Genomic DNA, 16,795 nt, shown 5'->3' with positions numbered 1-16,795 from the left:
TCGAGACCTTTTATCGCGGAGGCTTTGCCGCCGCCACGCTTATTTGCCCGTGGTGGTCTGAACCGCCACGGGCGACGTTCATGCGCGTGCACGTGCCGCGCCCTGTTCGATCGCTTCTCGCAGTTTTTTCTCGAGCGCGGTTCGGCGGCTTTCGGCATGGAATTTGAGGCCGAACATGTCTTTGACATAAAAGGTGTCCACCACCTGCTCGCCATATGTCGCGATCATTGCCGATGCGATATAGACGTTGTTGGCCGCCAGGGTCCGCGTGAGGTCGAACAAAAGACCGGGGCGGTCGCGCGTGTCCACTTCGATGATGGTATAAATCTCGGAGCCTTCGTTGTCGAAGGTGATCGAGGTCGCCACACGGAAAGCCTGTTCGCGCTTCTTGATCTTGTCGCGGTCCTTGAGTGCTTCGCGGGCGATGACTTCGCCCTTGAGTGTGCGCTCGATCATCTGGGACAGACGCGGAAGGCGCGCGGCCTCATAGGGGTGGCCGTCCGCATCCTGAATCCAGAAAATCGCGGTCGCATAGCCGTCCTTGGACGTATAGGTGCGTGCGTCCACAACGTTGGCCCCGACAAGCGCAAGCGCGCCCGTCATGCGACTGAAAAGACCGGGGTGGTCGGCCATCGCAAAGCAGGCGCGTGTCGCATCACGATCCTCGTCGGGTTTGAGGTCGATGCGGATTTCGCTGTCGCTGATCCCGAGAAGCAGGTTCGCAAAGATGACATGCGCATCAGCAGGCAGGCCCTGCCAATAGGGGCCATAGTGCCGCGATGTTTCGTGGCGCAGATCCTTTGCATCCCATTTTGCAAGCGCCTCTCGCAGGCTCTTTTTGGCCTCCGCCTCGCGGCTTTCGCGATTGAGATCCTCGAGACCTGTTTCAAGCGCGGCACGCGTGGATTTGTAAAGGCTCCGCAAAAGCATGGCCTTCCAGTTGTTCCATGTGCCCGGTCCCACGCCGCGAATATCGCAAACGGTGAGAACGGTGAGAAGGTCGAGCCGTTCAACGGTTTTGACGGCATTGGCAAAGGCGCGCACCGTTCGCGGATCGGCGATATCGCGTTTTTGCGCCATATCGGACATCAAGAGATGATACCGCACCAGCCATTCGACCGTTTCGCTCTCTTTTTTGTTCAGACCCAGTCGCGGCGCGATCTTGCGTGCGAACTGTGCTCCGATCACCGAATGGTCCTCGTCGCGCCCCTTGCCGATGTCGTGGATCAAAAGCGCCACATAGAGCACTTTGCGGTTCACGCCCGCCTTGAGGATCGACGACGCAATGGGAAGCTCTTCGATCAGTTCCTCGCGCTCGATATCCGCAAGGTTGCTGATGCATTGGATCGTATGCTCGTCCACCGTGTAGTGGTGATACATATTGAACTGCATCATCGCGACGATATTCGCGAATTCGGGCACAAAGGCCCCGAGCACTCCCAATTCGTTCATGCGCCGAAGCGCACGCTCGGGGTTTCCGTGTTTGAGCATCAGGTCGAGGAAAATACGGATCGCCGATTTGTCCGCCCGCACTTCGTCGTCGATCAAATGCAGGTTGGCGGCCAGAAGACGCATCGCGTCAGGGTGGATCAACGTCCCCGTCCGAAGCGCTTCTTCAAAGATCCGCAGCATGTTCACCTTGTCGGCGAAGAATCCTTGCTCGTCGGCAATGGTCAGTCGGTTTTGCTTGATCGCATACGGCGGCTTGGCCTTTTTGCGCCGTGCGAAAAGCCGTTGGAGCATCGGCTCGGGCTTGGTGTGCTGGGCTTCGAGTTTGGTCAGAAAGATGCGGGTCAGCTCACCGACGCGGGTCGCGTGGCGGAAGTATTCCTGCATGAACACTTCGACACCGCGTCTGCCCTTGCGATCCGAATAGCCCATCCGTTTGGCGACCTCGACCTGAAGATCAAAGGTGAGCTGGTCCATCGCGCGGGCCGTGGCAAGGTGCATGTGACAGCGCACCGCCCAAAGAAAATCCTCGGCCAGAACAAAGGTGTTGTATTCGTCATTCGAAAACACGCCGAGCTTGACCAGTTCGGACGTTTCCTGAACGCCGTTGACGTATTTCGCAATCCAGAAGAGCGATTGGAGATCGCGCAAACCGCCTTTGCCCTCTTTGACGTTGGGTTCCACAACGTAACGCTGGCCGCCCTGTTTGCGGTGACGCTCTGCGCGTTCTTCTAGTTTGGCCTCGACGAAATCCGACGCGGTCGAGCTGAAAAGTTCTTTCCACAGCCGATCTCGCAGTGCATCGGCCAGTTCGCGATCACCATCGAGATAACGATACTCCACAAGGCTCGTGCGGATGGTGTAGTCTTCTTTGGCAAGCCTGATGCAGTCTTTGATCGTGCGGCTTGCGTGACCGACTTTGAGCTTCAAATCCCAAAGGATGTAGAGCATCGACTCGATCAGGCTCTCGGCCCATGGCGTGATTTTGTAGGGCGTCAGGAACAGCAGATCGACGTCCGAAAACGGAGCCATTTCGCCACGACCATAGCCGCCGACCGCCACGACCGCGAGTTTTTCGCCTTCGGTCGGATTGGAGAGGGGATGAAGCCTTGTTTGCGCGACATGAAGAACCGTATGCACCAGCGCGTCGGTCAAATGGGTATAGGCCCGCGTGGCGGGACGTGCATCGAAAGGCCGCTTTGCAAAAGCATCGGCGATTGCCGCACGACCGTTTTTCTGGGCCTCGTTGAGGATGGCGACGGTCGCCTTGCGGATTTCCATCGCATCCTTGGCCTCCGAGAGCGCCGCATCGAGAGCGGCACGCACGGCGGCTGTGTCGAAAATTTCAGACGCCGGACAGATAAGACTGTCCGGCGTTTCTAGGATTTCTTTGCGAAAAGCGGCCGGATCAGAAACCGGCGCCAGCAAAGCTTCTTGGGGCTGGTTCAAGGATAACTACCTGATTGTTCTGGATGGTTGCGACGGCAAGACCGCGTTCGTTGGTTCCGTCCGCGTTGAGACGGAAAATGCCTTGGGTGCCTTCAAAGCCTTGGGCCTGCGTCAAAGCCGCGCGAGATACGGGGCTTCCGTTGCCGAGAGCCGCAAGGGCGCCGACTGCTGCGATCCCGTCATAGGCCAGACCGGCGAGAGGGTGGGGTGCCTCGCCATAGGTTGCGGCATAGCGGGCTTCGAACTGTGCGTTAACTGCCGTATCGGGCATCGCGAAAAGCCCGCCCTGAAGACCGGGGAGTGCCATGGCCTGAGGCGCGACGTCCCAACGGGTCAGACCGATGAATTTGACCGTTTCGGGGCTGATGCCCTGTTCGGGAAGGGCGGTGGCAATGATCGGAAGATCGGCATTGACGCCGCCGGTCAAGAACACTGCCTGAGCTCCCGAAGAGCGGATCGTGCGCGCGATCTGGGAGCCTGCACTGATGATGCCCGACTGCGACATCACATAGGTCTCGGTGGCCGCCAGTGTTGCGCCGGCATTGCGGACTTCATTGGCGATGGCATCACGGCCGACAGCCCCTTGGAGGTCATTTCCGTAGATGACTGCATAGGAGTTGATGCCCTGACGCGTGCCGTAAGAGACGAGCCGTTTCGCCGTGTTCTGGAACGTTGCCCCGAGCACAAAGACGTTTCCGCCCGCGATCGTCGTGTTGTTCGAGAAAGCCAGAACGTTCACGCCTGACCGTGCGACCGCTATCCCTGCGGCATTGGCGGCCTCGGCATAAAGCGGGCCAAGGATGATCTGTGCGCCTTCGTTGACGGCTTGGGTCGCGACAGAGGCTGCGACCTGAGGATTGCCTGCGGTGGCGTAAATCCGAAGATCGATGTCCACGCCTTTGAGGTCGGCAATCGCCATACGTGCCGAGTTCTCGAGGTTCTGCGCAAGGAAGGCGTCGCTCGAATTTTCGGACCCCGAAGGCACGAGGAGTGCAACCTGAACTTTCCCGCCGCTTTGGAAAGAGGTCGCCGTGGGGGCAGAGGTCGGCTGACAGGCGGAAAGCCAAACAGCCGAGAACAAAACCAAAAGCGCGGTTATCGCCTTGCGCGGGGTGGACAAAATGGCAAACATAAATTCTTCACTCCTCTCGACGCGTAAATCGCGCCGCGGTTGGATTCTTTCGCCCTAGGGCAGAATTGGTCTTATCATAAAGACGTTAAAGCAGGGGTCTAGGTATGAAATTGGAAAGCAAGCCACTCTCGGCCGGACTTTACTTTGTTGCAACGCCCATCGGGACTGCGCGGGATATCACGCTTCGGGGTCTCGACATCCTTGCCAATGCTGACCTTATCGCGGCCGAGGATACACGCACTGCGCGAAAACTTATGGAGATTCATGGCGTTGCCTTGGGCCAACGACAGGTCGTCGCTTATCATGACCATTCAGGCGACAACATCGCCAAGCGACTTGTGGATCAGATCGCGGCGGGGAAATCCGTCGCTTATGTTTCCGAGGCAGGTACGCCATTGGTTGCCGATCCCGGCTATGAACTCGGCCGCGCGGTGATTGCGGCGGGACTGGATGTTCGGGCCGCGCCCGGTGCCTCGGCGCTTTTGGCGGCGCTGGCTGTTGCGGGACTTCCGACCGATCGCTTCTTGTTTGTAGGGTTTTTGCCGTCAGGGAAAACCCAGCGCGATACCGAAATCGCAAGTCTGCGTGATCTTCCCTTTACGATGGTCTTTTACGAATCGCCCAAGCGCATTCACGAAATGTTAGACAGTCTGTGCGAGATATTGGGGCCCGAGCGGGAAATCGCGGTTTGCCGCGAGCTGACCAAAAAGTTCGAGGATGTGCGTCGTGGAACAATTGCGCAGGTGCGCGAAACCTTTGCCGATCAGACGGCGCGTGGCGAGTTTGTGGTTATCGTGGGTCGCGGTGGCGCAGTCACCGTGGAAGAAAACGATGTGGAGGCCGCTTTGCGTGAAGCGATGAAAACCATGCGGGTCAAGGATGCCGCAACAGCGGTCGCCGGTGCCCTTGGGCTCCAACGGAGACAGGTCTATCAAATCGCGTTGGCGATGGAAAAAGACACTTGAACGGGAGCCTTGCCTACCACGCGGGCTATGCGGCCGAGGCGTCGGTCGAGCGGGAGTACGAAAGGCGCGGGTTCACTGTTCTGGCGCGGCGATGGCGTGGACGCGGCGGTGAAATCGACCTCATTCTGGGCAATGCCGATCAGGTTGTTTTCGTCGAGGTCAAGAAAAGCAAAAGCCACGATCGCGCGGTCGCCATGCTCGGGGCGCGGCAACTGCTTCGCATCCAGCAGACCGCAGCCGAGTTCTTGGGCACCCAAGCCAAAGGCCAGCTTACTCCGTCGCGGTTTGATGTTGCTTTGGTCGACGGGATCGGGGCGATCAAGATCATTGAAAACGTGGCTTTCGCCTGAGCCGCCATTGCCAGTCCTCGGAACATGGGCCATGTAAAGGCAAAGTCTCAGAACCCGAGGTAAAGCCATGTCCTTGAAAGTCGCGATCCAGATGGACCCGATCGGTGCGATCAATATCGATGCCGACAGCACATTCCGTATTTCGGAAGAGGCGCAAAAGCGCGGGCACGAGCTGTTTTACTATACTCCCGACAAGCTCGCCTTTCAGGAGGGGCGCGTCACGGCACGCGGCTGGCCTCTGACGGTGCAGCGGGTCAAGGGTGCCCATGCAACGCTTGGTGAAGAATGCGTTCGGGACCTAAGCGAATTCGACGTGGTCTGGCTCCGTCAGGACCCCCCGTTTGACATGGGGTATATCACGACGACCCATATTCTGGATCTGATTCACCCCAAGACTTTGGTTGTGAATGATCCGTTCTGGGTGCGGAATTATCCTGAAAAACTCCTTGTGCTCCAGTTCCCCGATCTGACCCCGCCGACGATGATCGCCCGCGATCTCGAAACGCTCCGCGAGTTCCGCGAGCGTCATGGCGATGTCATCCTCAAGCCTCTTTATGGCAATGGTGGCGCGGGCGTGTTCAAGCTCAAGGTCGGGGACGGCAACCTTGCTTCGCTCCATGAGCTTTTCAGCGGGATCAATCGCGAACCCCTGATCATGCAGAAATTCCTCCCTGATGTGAGCAAGGGGGACAAGCGTGTCATTCTCGTGGACGGTGAACCCGTGGGGGCGATCAACCGCGTGCCTGCACAGGGTGAAACCCGTTCGAACATGCACGTGGGTGGGCGTCCTGAAAAGGTTGCCCTGACCGAGCGGGACCTTGAAATTTGTGCCAAGATCGGTCCGCTCTTGCGCGAAAAAGGCCAGATTTTCGTGGGGATCGACGTGATCGGCGATTACCTGACCGAAATCAACGTCACCTCGCCCACTGGCATTCAAGAGCTCGAGCGTTTCGACGGCATCAATGTCGCTGAAAAAATCTGGCTTGCCATCGAAAAGCGGCGCGGCCTTTGATCGGGGCTAAAGCTCTTTGGTAAAGGCCAAACGATAACTGATCGCTTCGGAAACATGGGCAAATCGCACGGTTTCCGAAGCGTCGAGATCGGCAACGGTCCGCGCGACCCGCAAGATACGATGGTATCCACGCGCTGAAAGCCCATAACGCTCGGCGACTTTGTTGAGCAAGGCACGCCCCTCGGTATCGGGCTCGGCCAAGGCTTCAAGTTCGCTCCCTTCAAGATCCGAATTCACCTTGGCCGTCAGGCCCTGCCTTGCTCGGGCGGTTTGGATCTCGCGGGCTTCGGTCACGCGTGCGCGGATCGCTTGCGAGGGTTCTCCTTTGGACGGCAGATCAAGGTCGTGAAAACTGACGGGCGGGACCTCCACGCGCAAATCGAACCGATCCATCAGCGGCCCCGAGATACGGCCAAGATAATCTTCGCCGCATATCGGTGCCCGCGAACAGGCGCGTGTGCTTTCCGAAAGATACCCGCATTTGCACGGGTTCGCCGCCGCAACGAGCATGAAGCGGCACGGATAGCGGATATGGGCATTCGCGCGGGCGACCATGACCTCGCCTGTTTCGATCGGCTGGCGAAGTGTTTCCAGCGTTGTTCGCGGGAATTCGGGGAACTCATCGAGGAACAATACCCCATTGTGGGCGAGGCTTATCTCTCCGGGTTGGGCACCGCGCCCACCGCCGACAATGGCGGCCATTGATGCGGTGTGATGCGGCTCGCGAAAGGGACGCGCCCTGCTGATCCCGCCTTCGTCGAGAAGTCCCGCAAGGGAGTGGATCATAGAGGTTTCCAAAGCTTCCTGCGGGGACAAAGGCGGCAGGATCGAGGGAAGCCTTGCGGCCAGCATGGATTTACCCGATCCGGGCGTGCCGACCATAAGCACGTGATGACCACCTGCCGCCGCTATTTCGAGTGCGCGCTTGGCACGCTCCTGACCTTTTACGTCTGCGAAATCACGCGAAAATGTCTCGCCCTTTACCTCACCCGGAAGGCAAGGGGGGAGCGGCGCAGAAGAGGTCATGTGTTGGATCACTTGGGTCAGGGTCTGCGCCCCGTAAACTGGCGTCGCTGCGACCCAAGCCGCCTCGGCTCCCGAGCCGCTCGGGCAAATCAGGCTCAGGTTTTCCTCGGCCGCCGACATGGCAGAGGGGAGAGCGCCAAGCACGCTCACCAGTTTGCCGTCAAGCGAAAGCTCCCCCAATGCCACATATTCGGCGGCGATGTCCTGCGGGATGATTTCGAGCGCGGCCAGCAGGGCGATCGCGATGGGAAGGTCGAAATGCGATCCCTCCTTTGGCAGATCGGCAGGCGAAAGATTGACCGTGATCCGCTGCGAGGGAAGCGCAATGCAGAGCGTTGCTAGGGCCGCCCTGACGCGCTCTTTGGCTTCCGAGACCGCTTTGTCGGGAAGACCCACGATGGAAAAGTTCGGGATGCCGGGACTGAGTGCGCATTGCACCTCGACAAGTCGGGCTTCGACGCCTTCAAAGGCGACTGTTTGGGTAAATGCGACCATTCTGATCCCGCCAAGTGCTTGCCTCTCCACATGGCGGGAACATGGTTTAGGTTTGGTTAATACGGCCAATCCGCTTTGCGGAACGCAAGATCATAGGGGAACGGGTCGTGGACCTCTGCGAGGGCCTCTTGGCGCCAAGCCTGAAACGCAGGATCGGTCAGCGTGGCTTTGACATAGCTCTTGGCAAATGCGCCCTGGGGAAGGCTATAGGTCGTCATGCGGCAGCAGACGGGCGCATAAAACACATCTGCAAGCGAATATTCCCCAAAGAGCCAGGGGCTTCCTTCCTTGCCGTAGCGGCTATGCGCAAGCGCCCAAAGTTCTTCGATACGGGCAAGATCCTTTTTCACTGCGTCCGAGACTGTAAAGTCGCTCCAGACAAATGCGATGTTGTTGGGGCATTCACTTCGCAGGGCGGAAAAGCTCGAATGCATCTCCGCCACAAGATTGCGCGCCAGAGCACGGGCGCCCGCGTCCTTGGGCCACAGACCCGCGTCTGGGTTTTCTTCGGCAAGCGTTTCGGCCATGGACAGCGAGTCCGAAAGCACATGTCCAACGTCTGTTTTCATCGCAGGAACGGTGCGCGCGGGTTCCATCCCCTTCAGTTCTTGGGCCATGGTCCCCGCGTAGAGACCGACCATTGTGGTTTCATAGGGGATTCCGAATTTTTCGAGCATCAGCCAGCCGCGGAGAGACCAGCTTGAGAAAAGGCGATCACCGATAAAAAGAGTATAGGGCATGGGGTATTGGACCTTTGAGATTGAATGTCCCCACTAGGCCCCGAAATCCCGAGTTTTGCCAGTCAGCAATTGTTCGGAAGTCCATCAAGGATTGTGATCAATCGTTTCGAGCGTCCATCGGTCGGGCCCCACCGTGATCTGCGTCACCGAGAGGTTGGAAATCCTGTGCGCAAAGGTTTCATAGGCCGAAATGCCAAGCGCCCGCTGCACCTGAGTGAGGATCATCCCGAAGTGGCCCACAAGGATGAGGTCGCTAAACCCTTGGGCCAGATAATTATCGACGGCGGTGGAAACCCTCTTCGACGTTGCGTTCCAGCTTTCTCCGTTCGGGGGCGCGATATCGCCGGGTGTTTCCCAATAGGCGCGAAGATGGACATCATCCTGATCAAAGGTCCGCATTTCCCAGTCGCCGAAATTGATTTCCCGAAGGGCAGGGTCATGCTCGAGACGGGGGCGGATCTCTTGGATCGCGTCGGCGGTTGCGACCGCGCGGATAAGGTCGGACGACACGACGGGTGCGTTCGGGAGATAGCGAGCGAGACGCTCAATCGCGGCACGATCCGACAGATCGGCAGGAATATCGCTCCAACCGACCATGAATTTGGCATGGGTCGGCCCGTGTCTTACAAACCAAAGCCGTGTCATCGGGGCAGTTCTCCCTTGAGCACCATGGGAAGTCCCGCAGCCACGAAAACCACTGTATCGGCAGTGCTTGCGATGGCTTGGTTCAGGCGGCCTTGGGCGTTCCGGAAGCGCCGCGCCAGGGCATTGTCGGGCACAATACCCAGACCCGTTTCATTCGACACGATCACAACATCAGAAGGGCAAAGCGCGATCGCGTTTAGAAACGCCTCTTGCTCTGCTCCGAGATCGTGCTCGGCCAAAAGGTGATTGGTCAGCCAAAGGGTCGCGCAGTCGATCAGGACGACATCTTTGGGCGTCGCATCGGCAAGCGCCTTTGCCATATCGAAGGGCTCTTCGATGGTTCTCCAGCCGTCGCCGCGCTGTTTTTTGTGGTCTTCGACTTTTTGTCGCATTTCATCGTCAAAGATCTGGCTGGTTGCGATGTAAATCCGATTTTTCCCCGTATTTTTCACCAATTGCTCGGCGAACAGGGATTTTCCGGAAGCCGCCCCCCCAAGAACGAGCGTGCACTTTTTCACTGCGCTTTTGGAATTCATGAGTGATCCAGTCGAGTTTTCGCTGCGTATGACTTCACGACTATCACGAAAAAGCACCGCGACAAGAGCGGGCAGGAAAATTCACCAGGGGGTGAGCAATTGGCACTTGATGGAACCATGGATCGGGCGCTCTCTCGCAGGGCGATGAAGGCGGAACTGCTGGATGCGGAAACCGAGGCGGCACTTGCTTATGCTTGGCGGGATCACCGCGATGAACAAGCGCTGCACCGTTTGATCACGGCTTATATGCGACTTGCCATTTCGATGGCGGCCAAGTTCCGCCGCTACGGCGCTCCGATGAACGATTTGATTCAGGAGGCCAGCCTTGGCTTGATGAAGGCAGCCGAGAAATTCGATCCTGATCGTGGCGTGCGGTTCTCGACCTATGCGGTCTGGTGGATCAAAGCGTCGATCCAGGATTATGTGATGCGCAATTGGTCGATGGTCCGGACCGGCTCGACCTCGTCGCAAAAGTCGCTGTTCTTCAATCTCCGCAGGGTTCAGGCCCGGATCGAACGCGAAGCTGCCGCGCGCGGGGAAAGCATCGATCCTGTCGCACTTCGCGCCGCTGTCGCCGCTGAAATCGGTGTCCCGTTGGCGGATGTGGAGATGATGGAAGGCCGTCTTTCGGGTTCGGATTTCTCGCTCGATGCCACGCAGTCGTCGGACGAAGAGGGCCGTTCATGGGTCGAAGCTCTGGCCGATGACAGCGAGCAAGCTGCCGAGCGGGTCGAGCATGACCACGACACCCACACCCTTCGCCAGTGGCTCTACTCGGCGCTTTCGGCGCTCAATGACCGTGAAAGGTTCATCGTGCGCGAACGAAAGCTGCGGGATGAGCCGCGGACGCTGGAGTCCCTGGGCGAGGAGCTTGGTCTTTCCAAAGAGCGTGTGCGCCAGCTTGAAGCGGCTGCCTTTGCCAAAATGCGCAAGACCCTCGAGAACCAATCGCGCGAAATCCACAATTTTCTCTGATTGCGACTTTGGAGCGCGGTGGATTGCCTGCCGCGTTTCAACGTTTTAGGGTGCCCTAAATTCCGAAGGGGGCGCCAATGCTTGCTGGTAAACGGGTTCTTTTGATTGTGGGCGGCGGCATTGCGGCCTTCAAGGCTGTCGATGTGATACGCGGCCTTCGGGCACAGGGCGCGTCGGTCACACCCGTTCTCACCAAAGCGGGGAGCGAGTTCGTCACGCCCTTGACGCTCTCGGTGCTTGCAGGAAGCAAGGTTTACCAAGATCTGTTCGATCTCACCGAAGAAATCGAAATGGGGCATATCGAGCTGTCCCGTTCTGCCGATCTTGTCGTTGTGACCCCTGCAACGGCTGATCTTTTGGGGAAAATGGCCAACGGGCTCGCCAATGATCTGGCCTCGACGCTCCTGATGGCGACGGACAAGCCCGTCTTGGTCGCCCCTGCCATGAATGTGCGCATGTGGGAGCATCCTGCAACCCAGCGTAACGTCAAACTGCTCAAGTCCGATGGTGTTCTTTTTTGCGGTCCGGTCGAGGGCAGCATGGCCTGTGGCGAGTTCGGCTTTGGCCGGATGAGCGAACCCGACGAGATCATCGCGGCCATCGGCGCCGCCTTGTCGGAGGGGCCTTTGAAGGGAAAGCATGTGCTTGTGACGTCGGGGCCGACCCATGAACCCATTGATCCCGTTCGTTATATCGCCAATCGCTCTTCGGGTCAGCAGGGCAGCGCGATTGCGGCTGCGCTCGTCGCTCTCGGGGCGCATGTGACCTTTGTGACGGGGCCTGCGGATGCACCGCCGCCCCAAGGCGTTACGCTCGTCAAGGTCGAAACAGCCGCAGAAATGAAGACCGCTGTCGAAGCTGCACTTCCTGCGGATGCCGCTGTCTTTGCCGCCGCGGTTGCCGACTGGCGCGTGGCAAGTGCCAGCGGCAGCAAGATCAAGAAAGAAGCGGGCAAGCTTCCGACGCTCGAGTTTGCGGAAAATCCCGACATCCTCAAGACGGTCAGTCATATGAGCGAGGGCCGCCCCCGATTGGTCGTCGGCTTTGCGGCCGAGACCGACGACGTGATCGCCAATGCAACGGCCAAACGCGCCCGCAAAGGGTGCGACTGGATCGTGGCCAATGATGTCTCGCCCGCCACGGGGATCATGGGCGGCAGTGAAAATGCCGTGACGCTCATCACCGAACACGGGTCCGAAACGTGGGAAAGGATGGGCAAAGCCGAGGTTGCTGAACGGCTTGCCCGAAAGATTGCCGCCGCGCTGGGCTAGTCGAACTTTTCAAATCCGGCGATGAGGTGGCGCAGGCCGACATAGGCCCCGAGCAACATCGAGCCGAGCGCAATTGGCGCGGACCATGCCAGCACCGACATGGCCGAAAGGCCTTGGCCGATCGAACAGCCCATGGCCACGACCGCACCGACGCCCATCATCGCCGCACCGAAAATCTGACGCCGCAGCTCTCGCGGGTCTTCACAGGCTTCCCAGCGGAAATGGCCTTTGATGAGCGATCCGATAAACGCGCCGAGCCACACGCCTGCAACCGAGCCGATCCCGAAGGAGAGGCTCTGTCCGCTGGCGGTCATCGCCCAAAGCATGCTTTCCCCCAAGGGTGCCGAGAACGTATGCGATTCAACGCGCACGCCGTCAAAACCGTTCGACGCAACCCACTGGGTTCCGCCCCAACCGATCACAACGGCAAGTCCGACGACCACACCCCAGAACAGGGTTTCCTTGGACGTGCGGATGCGCTTGGGCGCGATGGTAACAAGGAGAATGGCAATTCCGACAAGGATGCCGATCAGACTTGGGGAAAGCCCGACGATATCCGCAAGATCATGCGCGATCCCCGGAATGTCGCCGCTCGTGCGCTCTTGCGGGAGAAGATAGACCCGCGCATAGGCCAGCGGCCCCGAGATCGTGGCATAAGAGGCAAGTCCCATGACCACCACGATAACGAAATTGCGCAAATCGCCGCCACCGAGCCGCGCCAGTGCGCCATAGCCGCAGTTACCCGCGAGCGCCATGCCATAGCCGAACACAAGCCCGCCAAGCACGGCCCCGATAATCGAGAGCTCGAACCCCAGATAAATGGTTTCGGGCGCATTGAGATAGCCGAGGCCCATCAGCGCAAACGAACCGATCACCGCAACGCCGATGGCGACACCCCACATGCGGATGCGCGTATCGTTTTCGCCGTAGATGAGGTCCTCGATAGCCCCGAGCGTGCAGAACCGTCCAAGTCGGGCGGCCAGACCGAGCATGATGCCCCCGATCAGGCCGAAGATAGCAGCGACATTGCTGTCGCCGAGAGCGTCGATCATCGTGTTATTCCTCCCAACCGACCTCTCGGCCCGAAGCGAGGCGAGTCCAGTCAGCTCTTTGCGCAGAACATGTCATACACAAGATCGATTATTTGGCGCGGGCGCTCATCGGTCAAGCGATAGTAGATGGTTTTCCCGTCTCGCCGCGGCGTCACGAGTCCTTCGAGACGAAGTCGGGCGAGTTGCTGCGACACCGCCGCTTGCCGCGCCGCCAGAAGTTCTTCGAGTTCGGTCACGGATTTTTCGCCCGAGGCGAGATGGCAAAGGATCATCAAACGACCCTCATGGCTAATGGCCTTGAGGAAATTTGATGCTTCCGTGGCGCTGTCCATCATCTTGTCGAGGTCAGCCTCGCAGATGCGGTCTTCGACAATCGGTATACCCATCGTTTTCATCCAATCCAACTTGGACGCTCTTTGCCAGAAATAGCCTAGTATTTAAAGACCTGATGCCACTCCCGCGGGAGTTAAGTGCGGTGTGTGGCCCATCTACTCCAACTAGCTTTTCGGCTCAGCCTCCATATAGCCTTGGTTCGTTAGTGCACTCTCAATCAATCCCCAGAAGAAATCTTCGCCCGGATAACCTTCTAGCCGCAAGACCTCGTTGCCGTCATCCAGAAGGACAAAGGTTGGCGTAAACGTGATCGGGCGCTTGAGCGTCACCCCATCGGGCATCGGCTGGCGAATATCGGCCACCCAAAGCGGCGCGACGCGACCGACTTCTGTCTTGGGATAAATCGGCCCGATTTCCTTGTGCCAGCGTGCGCACCATGCACAGCCCGCTTGCTCGCCCATCAAAAGGCGCACTTCGGCAAAGGCGGCAGCAGGGGCCACGAGGAAAAGGCTCAGAGCTAGGACTTTAAGAAACTTCATGGGTGCAATCCGAGGGAGATTGACAGAACTTTTGTTCATCTAACATAATTTGAATATGTGAATTTATCAAGGAATACCGCCATGGAGATTACGTTTGTAGGTGCGGCACTGGCCGGACTGCTCTCGTTCTTTACACCGTGCATATTGCCGATGGTGCCGTTCTATCTCTCATACATGGCCGGAATTTCCATGTCAGAACTGAGGGATGAGGGCGGAATTGCCCCGGGTGCGCAACGTCGCCTTATCATCTCTGCCTTTGCTTTTGCGATGGGTGTCACGTCGATTTTCGTGATGCTCGGGATGGGTGCAACGGCGCTGGGTCAGGCCTTTGCCCAGTGGAAAGAACCACTCAGCTATGTCGCGGCGGTGATTCTCGCGCTGTTCGGTCTGCACTTTCTGGGCATCCTGCGAATCCCGCTGCTCTATCGCGAAGCGCGGATGGAGAGCAAAGCCGAGCCGACCACGATCTTGGGTGCCTATGTGATGGGACTTGCGTTCGGGTTCGGGTGGACACCCTGCGTCGGGCCGGCGCTCGCTTCGATCCTGATGATCGCAAGCGGGATGGGCGACATCACCCAAGGTGGTCTTTTGCTTTTCGTCTACGGGTTGGGAATGACCTCGCCCTTTATCGTCGCGGCCTTCTTCGCGCGACCCTTCCTCGGGTGGGCACAGCGCAACCGCAAATACCTCGGCTATGTCGAGAAGATCATGGGCGTCATGCTTCTGGTCTTTGCGCTGCTGATCGCGACAGGCAGCGTCAACATTATTGCCCAGTGGCTGATCGACGTCATGCCGTCGTTCGGAAATCTTGGTTAACTCTTGGAGGAGAGAATGAAGCGTATTTTAGGACTACTGGCAGCACTCTTGGTTGCAGGAACCGCATCTGCGGCCACACTCGGGGACGATGGTTTGCACAAAGCGCCCTGGATGCACGACACGTTCAAGGACTTGCGCGAGGATCTTGCCGAAGCGAGCGCCGAAGGTAAGCGTTTGCTTGTGATCGTAGAGCAGCGTGGCTGCATCTACTGCACCAAGATGCACGAAGAGGTTTATCCCGAGCCCAAGATCGAAGCGATGCTGAACGACGACTTTTTCGTGGTTCAGATCAACATGTTCGGCGATGTCGAAGTCACCGACTTTGACGGAACGATTCTGTCGGAAAAAGACATGGTCCAAAAATGGGGTTTGATGTTCACGCCGACCCTTATGTTCTATCCGAAAGAAGTGGCCGAAGGGGCGTCCGGACCGCAAGCAGCCGCAGCAGTCATGCCCGGAGCGTTCGGAAAGTGGACGACCTACAACCTGTTCAACTGGGTGCTTGAAGAGGGCTATCTCTCTGGGGAAAATTTCCAGAAATATCATGCACGTAAGATCGAAGAGGGTGGTCTTTTCGACTGAGAAAAGGGCCCGTATCCGCGGGCCTTTTTCTATGCCGCAGCGCAGAATTATTCAAATCTTTGAATTTGTGATTGTCAGGTGCGGATATTGTCGACTATGGTATTCAATTAACCGCATATGATGATCTAGGGAGGGCTCATGAAGCGCATCATTCAAATCGCGGTCGGTCTGTCGCTGGCTGCCACCGTTGGTGCAGCAGAGGTTGCACCGGAAGCCGTCGAATACAGCGAATACGGTGAAGTTGCCGTATCGCTCAGCGGCACCGCAGGCGACCCGCAGAACGGCATCAAGGTGATGACCACGCGGAGCAAGGGTAACTGCATCGCTTGCCATCAGGTCACCGATCTTCAGGACTATCCGTTCCACGGTGAAGTCGGCCCGTCGCTCGACGGAACCGGTTCGCGTTGGGAAGAAGCCCAGCTTCGCGGGATCGTCGCAAACGCAAAGCATACCTTCCCCGATACGGTCATGCCCGCGTTCTACCAGACCACTGGCTTCACCCGTCCGGGGGATGCGTTCACCGGCAAAGCTGGCACCGAGCCGCTTCCGCCGCTGCTGACCGCTCAGGAAATTGAAGACGTCGTCGCTTATCTTGTCACGCTCAAAGACTAAGCGGCCCCGATTTTAGAGAAGGAGAAACAATGAAGTTCACGCGCAGAGATACCATCCTGATGGCGATGGGCGCTTCGGCCGCGGCACTCCTGCCGATCCGTGCCAACGCCGCTGTCGAGGATGCGATTGCCGCGTTCACCGGCGGCGCAGCCGTTGGCGATGCTGGCATCACCCTTACCGCCCCTGAAATCGCCGAGAACGGCAACACCGTTCCCGTAGAAGTCAGCGCACCCGGTGCCGTTTCGATCATGCTGCTTGCAGCAGGCAACCCGACCCCGGCTGTTGCGACCTTTAACTTCGGTCCGCTCGCAGGGGCACAGGCAGGTTCGACCCGTATCCGTCTTGCAGGCACCCAGAACGTCATCGCGATCGCCAAGATGGCAGATGGCTCGTTCGTTCAGGCCCAGCAAGAAGTCAAAGTTACCATCGGCGGCTGCGGCGGCTAAGGTCAGGAGAAACAGAAAATGGCAGATAACGTCACTCCGCGCGTCCGCGTTCCCAAGTCGGCCAAGGCCGGCGAGTCGATCGCAATCAAGACGCTCATTTCGCACCAGATGGAATCCGGTCAGCGTAAAGACAAAGACGGCAACGCAATTCCGCGTTCGATCATCAATCGCTTCACCTGCGATTTCAACGGTCAGAACGTGCTCGACGTCACCATCGAGCCTGCAGTTTCCACCAACCCCTATTTCGAATTCCAGGCGATTGTTCCCGAGTCGGGTTCTTTCACCTTCACCTGGTATGACGATGACGGGTCCGTCTACACCGACACCAAGGACATTGCCGTAGGCTAAGTCCGGGTCCAATGGGGAGGAG

Annotated in this window: 19 protein-coding genes; 10 read left to right on the top strand and 9 right to left on the bottom strand. The window is 58.3% G+C overall.

Translation table 11 applies throughout. The features are described 5' to 3' along the window. Positions 1–78: 78 nt before the first annotated feature. Together QQG91_RS10985 and QQG91_RS10980 are read right to left on the bottom strand one after the other, a co-directional pair. The gene (locus tag QQG91_RS10985) at positions 79–2,877 is read right to left on the bottom strand and encodes a [protein-PII] uridylyltransferase (protein WP_502881600.1); all 2,799 of its coding nucleotides are present in this window, start codon (positions 2,875–2,877) and stop codon (positions 79–81) included. Continuing rightward, complete coding sequence (locus QQG91_RS10980; protein WP_285770272.1) at positions 2,858–4,030, bottom strand: penicillin-binding protein activator; 1,173 nt, start codon at positions 4,028–4,030, stop codon at positions 2,858–2,860. The genes QQG91_RS10985 and QQG91_RS10980 overlap by 20 nt, the downstream gene beginning before the upstream one ends. A gap of 104 nt (positions 4,031–4,134) precedes the next feature. On the opposite strand from QQG91_RS10980, the gene rsmI reads away from it, so the two are divergent. The 3 genes from rsmI to gshB all read left to right on the top strand — a co-directional run bounded on the left by rsmI (position 4,135) and on the right by gshB (position 6,357). After that, entirely contained in the window at positions 4,135–4,995 is an 861-nt protein-coding gene (gene rsmI, locus QQG91_RS10975; protein WP_285770271.1) for a 16S rRNA (cytidine(1402)-2'-O)-methyltransferase, read from the top strand. Further along, positions 4,992–5,345: a YraN family protein gene (locus QQG91_RS10970; protein WP_285770270.1), complete on the top strand. Its 354-nt coding sequence runs from the start codon at positions 4,992–4,994 to the stop codon at positions 5,343–5,345. The genes rsmI and QQG91_RS10970 overlap by 4 nt, the downstream gene beginning before the upstream one ends. Positions 5,346–5,412: 67 nt before the next feature. Then, on the top strand, positions 5,413–6,357 hold the full coding sequence (gene gshB / locus QQG91_RS10965) for a glutathione synthase (protein WP_285770269.1): 945 nt from the start codon (positions 5,413–5,415) through the stop codon (positions 6,355–6,357). Between the two features lie 6 nt (positions 6,358–6,363). On the opposite strand, the gene QQG91_RS10960 is transcribed toward gshB, so the two are convergent. The 4 genes from QQG91_RS10960 to cobU form a co-directional block, all read right to left on the bottom strand. Then, positions 6,364–7,878 carry a YifB family Mg chelatase-like AAA ATPase gene (locus QQG91_RS10960; protein WP_285770268.1) on the bottom strand — a complete coding sequence of 505 codons (1,515 nt, stop codon included), beginning with the start codon at positions 7,876–7,878 and terminating at the stop codon, positions 6,364–6,366. Positions 7,879–7,934: 56 nt separating this feature from the next. Continuing rightward, complete coding sequence (locus QQG91_RS10955) at positions 7,935–8,618, bottom strand: glutathione S-transferase (protein ID WP_285770267.1); 684 nt, start codon at positions 8,616–8,618, stop codon at positions 7,935–7,937. 84 nt (positions 8,619–8,702) lie between these two features. Further along, the gene (locus QQG91_RS10950) at positions 8,703–9,263 is read right to left on the bottom strand and encodes a histidine phosphatase family protein (RefSeq protein WP_285770266.1); all 561 of its coding nucleotides are present in this window, start codon (positions 9,261–9,263) and stop codon (positions 8,703–8,705) included. After that, entirely contained in the window at positions 9,260–9,799 is a 540-nt protein-coding gene (gene cobU / locus QQG91_RS10945) for a bifunctional adenosylcobinamide kinase/adenosylcobinamide-phosphate guanylyltransferase (RefSeq protein WP_285770265.1), read from the bottom strand. The genes QQG91_RS10950 and cobU overlap by 4 nt, the downstream gene beginning before the upstream one ends. Before the next feature lie 99 nt (positions 9,800–9,898). Between cobU and QQG91_RS10940 the strand changes: the two genes are divergently transcribed. Next, a complete protein-coding gene (locus QQG91_RS10940; protein ID WP_285770264.1) occupies positions 9,899–10,774 on the top strand; it encodes an RNA polymerase factor sigma-32 in 876 nt (291 codons plus the stop codon). 77 nt (positions 10,775–10,851) lie between these two features. After that, the gene (coaBC, locus tag QQG91_RS10935) at positions 10,852–12,045 is read left to right on the top strand and encodes a bifunctional phosphopantothenoylcysteine decarboxylase/phosphopantothenate--cysteine ligase CoaBC (RefSeq protein ID WP_285770263.1); all 1,194 of its coding nucleotides are present in this window, start codon (positions 10,852–10,854) and stop codon (positions 12,043–12,045) included. Here the strand turns inward: coaBC and QQG91_RS10930 are convergent. The 3 genes from QQG91_RS10930 to QQG91_RS10920 form a co-directional block, all read right to left on the bottom strand. Beyond that, a complete protein-coding gene (locus QQG91_RS10930) occupies positions 12,042–13,097 on the bottom strand; it encodes a YeeE/YedE family protein (RefSeq protein ID WP_285770262.1) in 1,056 nt (351 codons plus the stop codon). The two genes, coaBC and QQG91_RS10930, sit on opposite strands and share 4 nt — an antisense overlap. A 50-nt stretch (positions 13,098–13,147) precedes the next feature. After that, positions 13,148–13,483 carry an ArsR/SmtB family transcription factor gene (locus QQG91_RS10925; protein WP_285770261.1) on the bottom strand — a complete coding sequence of 112 codons (336 nt, stop codon included), beginning with the start codon at positions 13,481–13,483 and terminating at the stop codon, positions 13,148–13,150. Positions 13,484–13,594: 111 nt separating this feature from the next. After that, entirely contained in the window at positions 13,595–13,969 is a 375-nt protein-coding gene (locus tag QQG91_RS10920; RefSeq protein WP_285770260.1) for a thioredoxin domain-containing protein, read from the bottom strand. Between the two features lie 81 nt (positions 13,970–14,050). Here QQG91_RS10920 and QQG91_RS10915 point away from each other — a divergent pair, with 81 nt between their 5' ends. The 5 genes from QQG91_RS10915 to soxZ all read left to right on the top strand — a co-directional run bounded on the left by QQG91_RS10915 (position 14,051) and on the right by soxZ (position 16,773). After that, on the top strand, positions 14,051–14,785 hold the full coding sequence (locus QQG91_RS10915; protein ID WP_285770259.1) for a cytochrome c biogenesis CcdA family protein: 735 nt from the start codon (positions 14,051–14,053) through the stop codon (positions 14,783–14,785). 15 nt (positions 14,786–14,800) lie between these two features. After that, entirely contained in the window at positions 14,801–15,367 is a 567-nt protein-coding gene (locus QQG91_RS10910; RefSeq protein WP_285770258.1) for a SoxW family protein, read from the top strand. Positions 15,368–15,505: 138 nt separating this feature from the next. Then, the gene (soxX, locus tag QQG91_RS10905; protein ID WP_285770257.1) at positions 15,506–15,979 is read left to right on the top strand and encodes a sulfur oxidation c-type cytochrome SoxX; all 474 of its coding nucleotides are present in this window, start codon (positions 15,506–15,508) and stop codon (positions 15,977–15,979) included. A gap of 29 nt (positions 15,980–16,008) precedes the next feature. Then, positions 16,009–16,425: a thiosulfate oxidation carrier protein SoxY gene (gene soxY, locus QQG91_RS10900; RefSeq protein ID WP_285770256.1), complete on the top strand. Its 417-nt coding sequence runs from the start codon at positions 16,009–16,011 to the stop codon at positions 16,423–16,425. 18 nt (positions 16,426–16,443) lie between these two features. Beyond that, on the top strand, positions 16,444–16,773 hold the full coding sequence (gene soxZ, locus QQG91_RS10895) for a thiosulfate oxidation carrier complex protein SoxZ (RefSeq protein ID WP_285770255.1): 330 nt from the start codon (positions 16,444–16,446) through the stop codon (positions 16,771–16,773). Positions 16,774–16,795 lie beyond the last annotated feature (22 nt).

The sequence above is a fragment of the Marivivens sp. LCG002 genome, assembly GCF_030264275.1.
Classification (GTDB): Bacteria; Pseudomonadota; Alphaproteobacteria; order Rhodobacterales; family Rhodobacteraceae; genus Marivivens.
Note: the sequence above shows the minus strand (reverse complement) of the source record. Positions and strands in the feature narration are given on the sequence as shown.

Excerpts from the sequence above, each read along its gene's own strand:
- QQG91_RS10950 (WP_285770266.1), bottom strand. The coding sequence starts at position 9,263 with ATGACACGGCTTTGGTTTGTAAGACACGGGCCGACCCATGCCAAATTC.
- QQG91_RS10910 (WP_285770258.1), top strand. The coding sequence starts at position 14,801 with ATGAAGCGTATTTTAGGACTACTGGCAGCACTCTTGGTTGCAGGAACC.
- soxX (WP_285770257.1), top strand. The coding sequence starts at position 15,506 with ATGAAGCGCATCATTCAAATCGCGGTCGGTCTGTCGCTGGCTGCCACC.
- QQG91_RS10955 (WP_285770267.1), bottom strand. The coding sequence starts at position 8,618 with ATGCCCTATACTCTTTTTATCGGTGATCGCCTTTTCTCAAGCTGGTCT.
- rsmI (WP_285770271.1), top strand. The coding sequence starts at position 4,135 with ATGAAATTGGAAAGCAAGCCACTCTCGGCCGGACTTTACTTTGTTGCA.
- QQG91_RS10960 (WP_285770268.1), bottom strand. The coding sequence starts at position 7,878 with ATGGTCGCATTTACCCAAACAGTCGCCTTTGAAGGCGTCGAAGCCCGA.
- QQG91_RS10915 (WP_285770259.1), top strand. The coding sequence starts at position 14,051 with ATGGAGATTACGTTTGTAGGTGCGGCACTGGCCGGACTGCTCTCGTTC.
- QQG91_RS10980 (WP_285770272.1), bottom strand. The coding sequence starts at position 4,030 with ATGTTTGCCATTTTGTCCACCCCGCGCAAGGCGATAACCGCGCTTTTG.
- coaBC (WP_285770263.1), top strand. The coding sequence starts at position 10,852 with ATGCTTGCTGGTAAACGGGTTCTTTTGATTGTGGGCGGCGGCATTGCG.
- QQG91_RS10930 (WP_285770262.1), bottom strand. The coding sequence starts at position 13,097 with ATGATCGACGCTCTCGGCGACAGCAATGTCGCTGCTATCTTCGGCCTG.
- cobU (WP_285770265.1), bottom strand. The coding sequence starts at position 9,799 with ATGAATTCCAAAAGCGCAGTGAAAAAGTGCACGCTCGTTCTTGGGGGG.
- QQG91_RS10925 (WP_285770261.1), bottom strand. The coding sequence starts at position 13,483 with ATGGGTATACCGATTGTCGAAGACCGCATCTGCGAGGCTGACCTCGAC.
- QQG91_RS10920 (WP_285770260.1), bottom strand. The coding sequence starts at position 13,969 with ATGAAGTTTCTTAAAGTCCTAGCTCTGAGCCTTTTCCTCGTGGCCCCT.
- soxZ (WP_285770255.1), top strand. The coding sequence starts at position 16,444 with ATGGCAGATAACGTCACTCCGCGCGTCCGCGTTCCCAAGTCGGCCAAG.
- gshB (WP_285770269.1), top strand. The coding sequence starts at position 5,413 with ATGTCCTTGAAAGTCGCGATCCAGATGGACCCGATCGGTGCGATCAAT.
- soxY (WP_285770256.1), top strand. The coding sequence starts at position 16,009 with ATGAAGTTCACGCGCAGAGATACCATCCTGATGGCGATGGGCGCTTCG.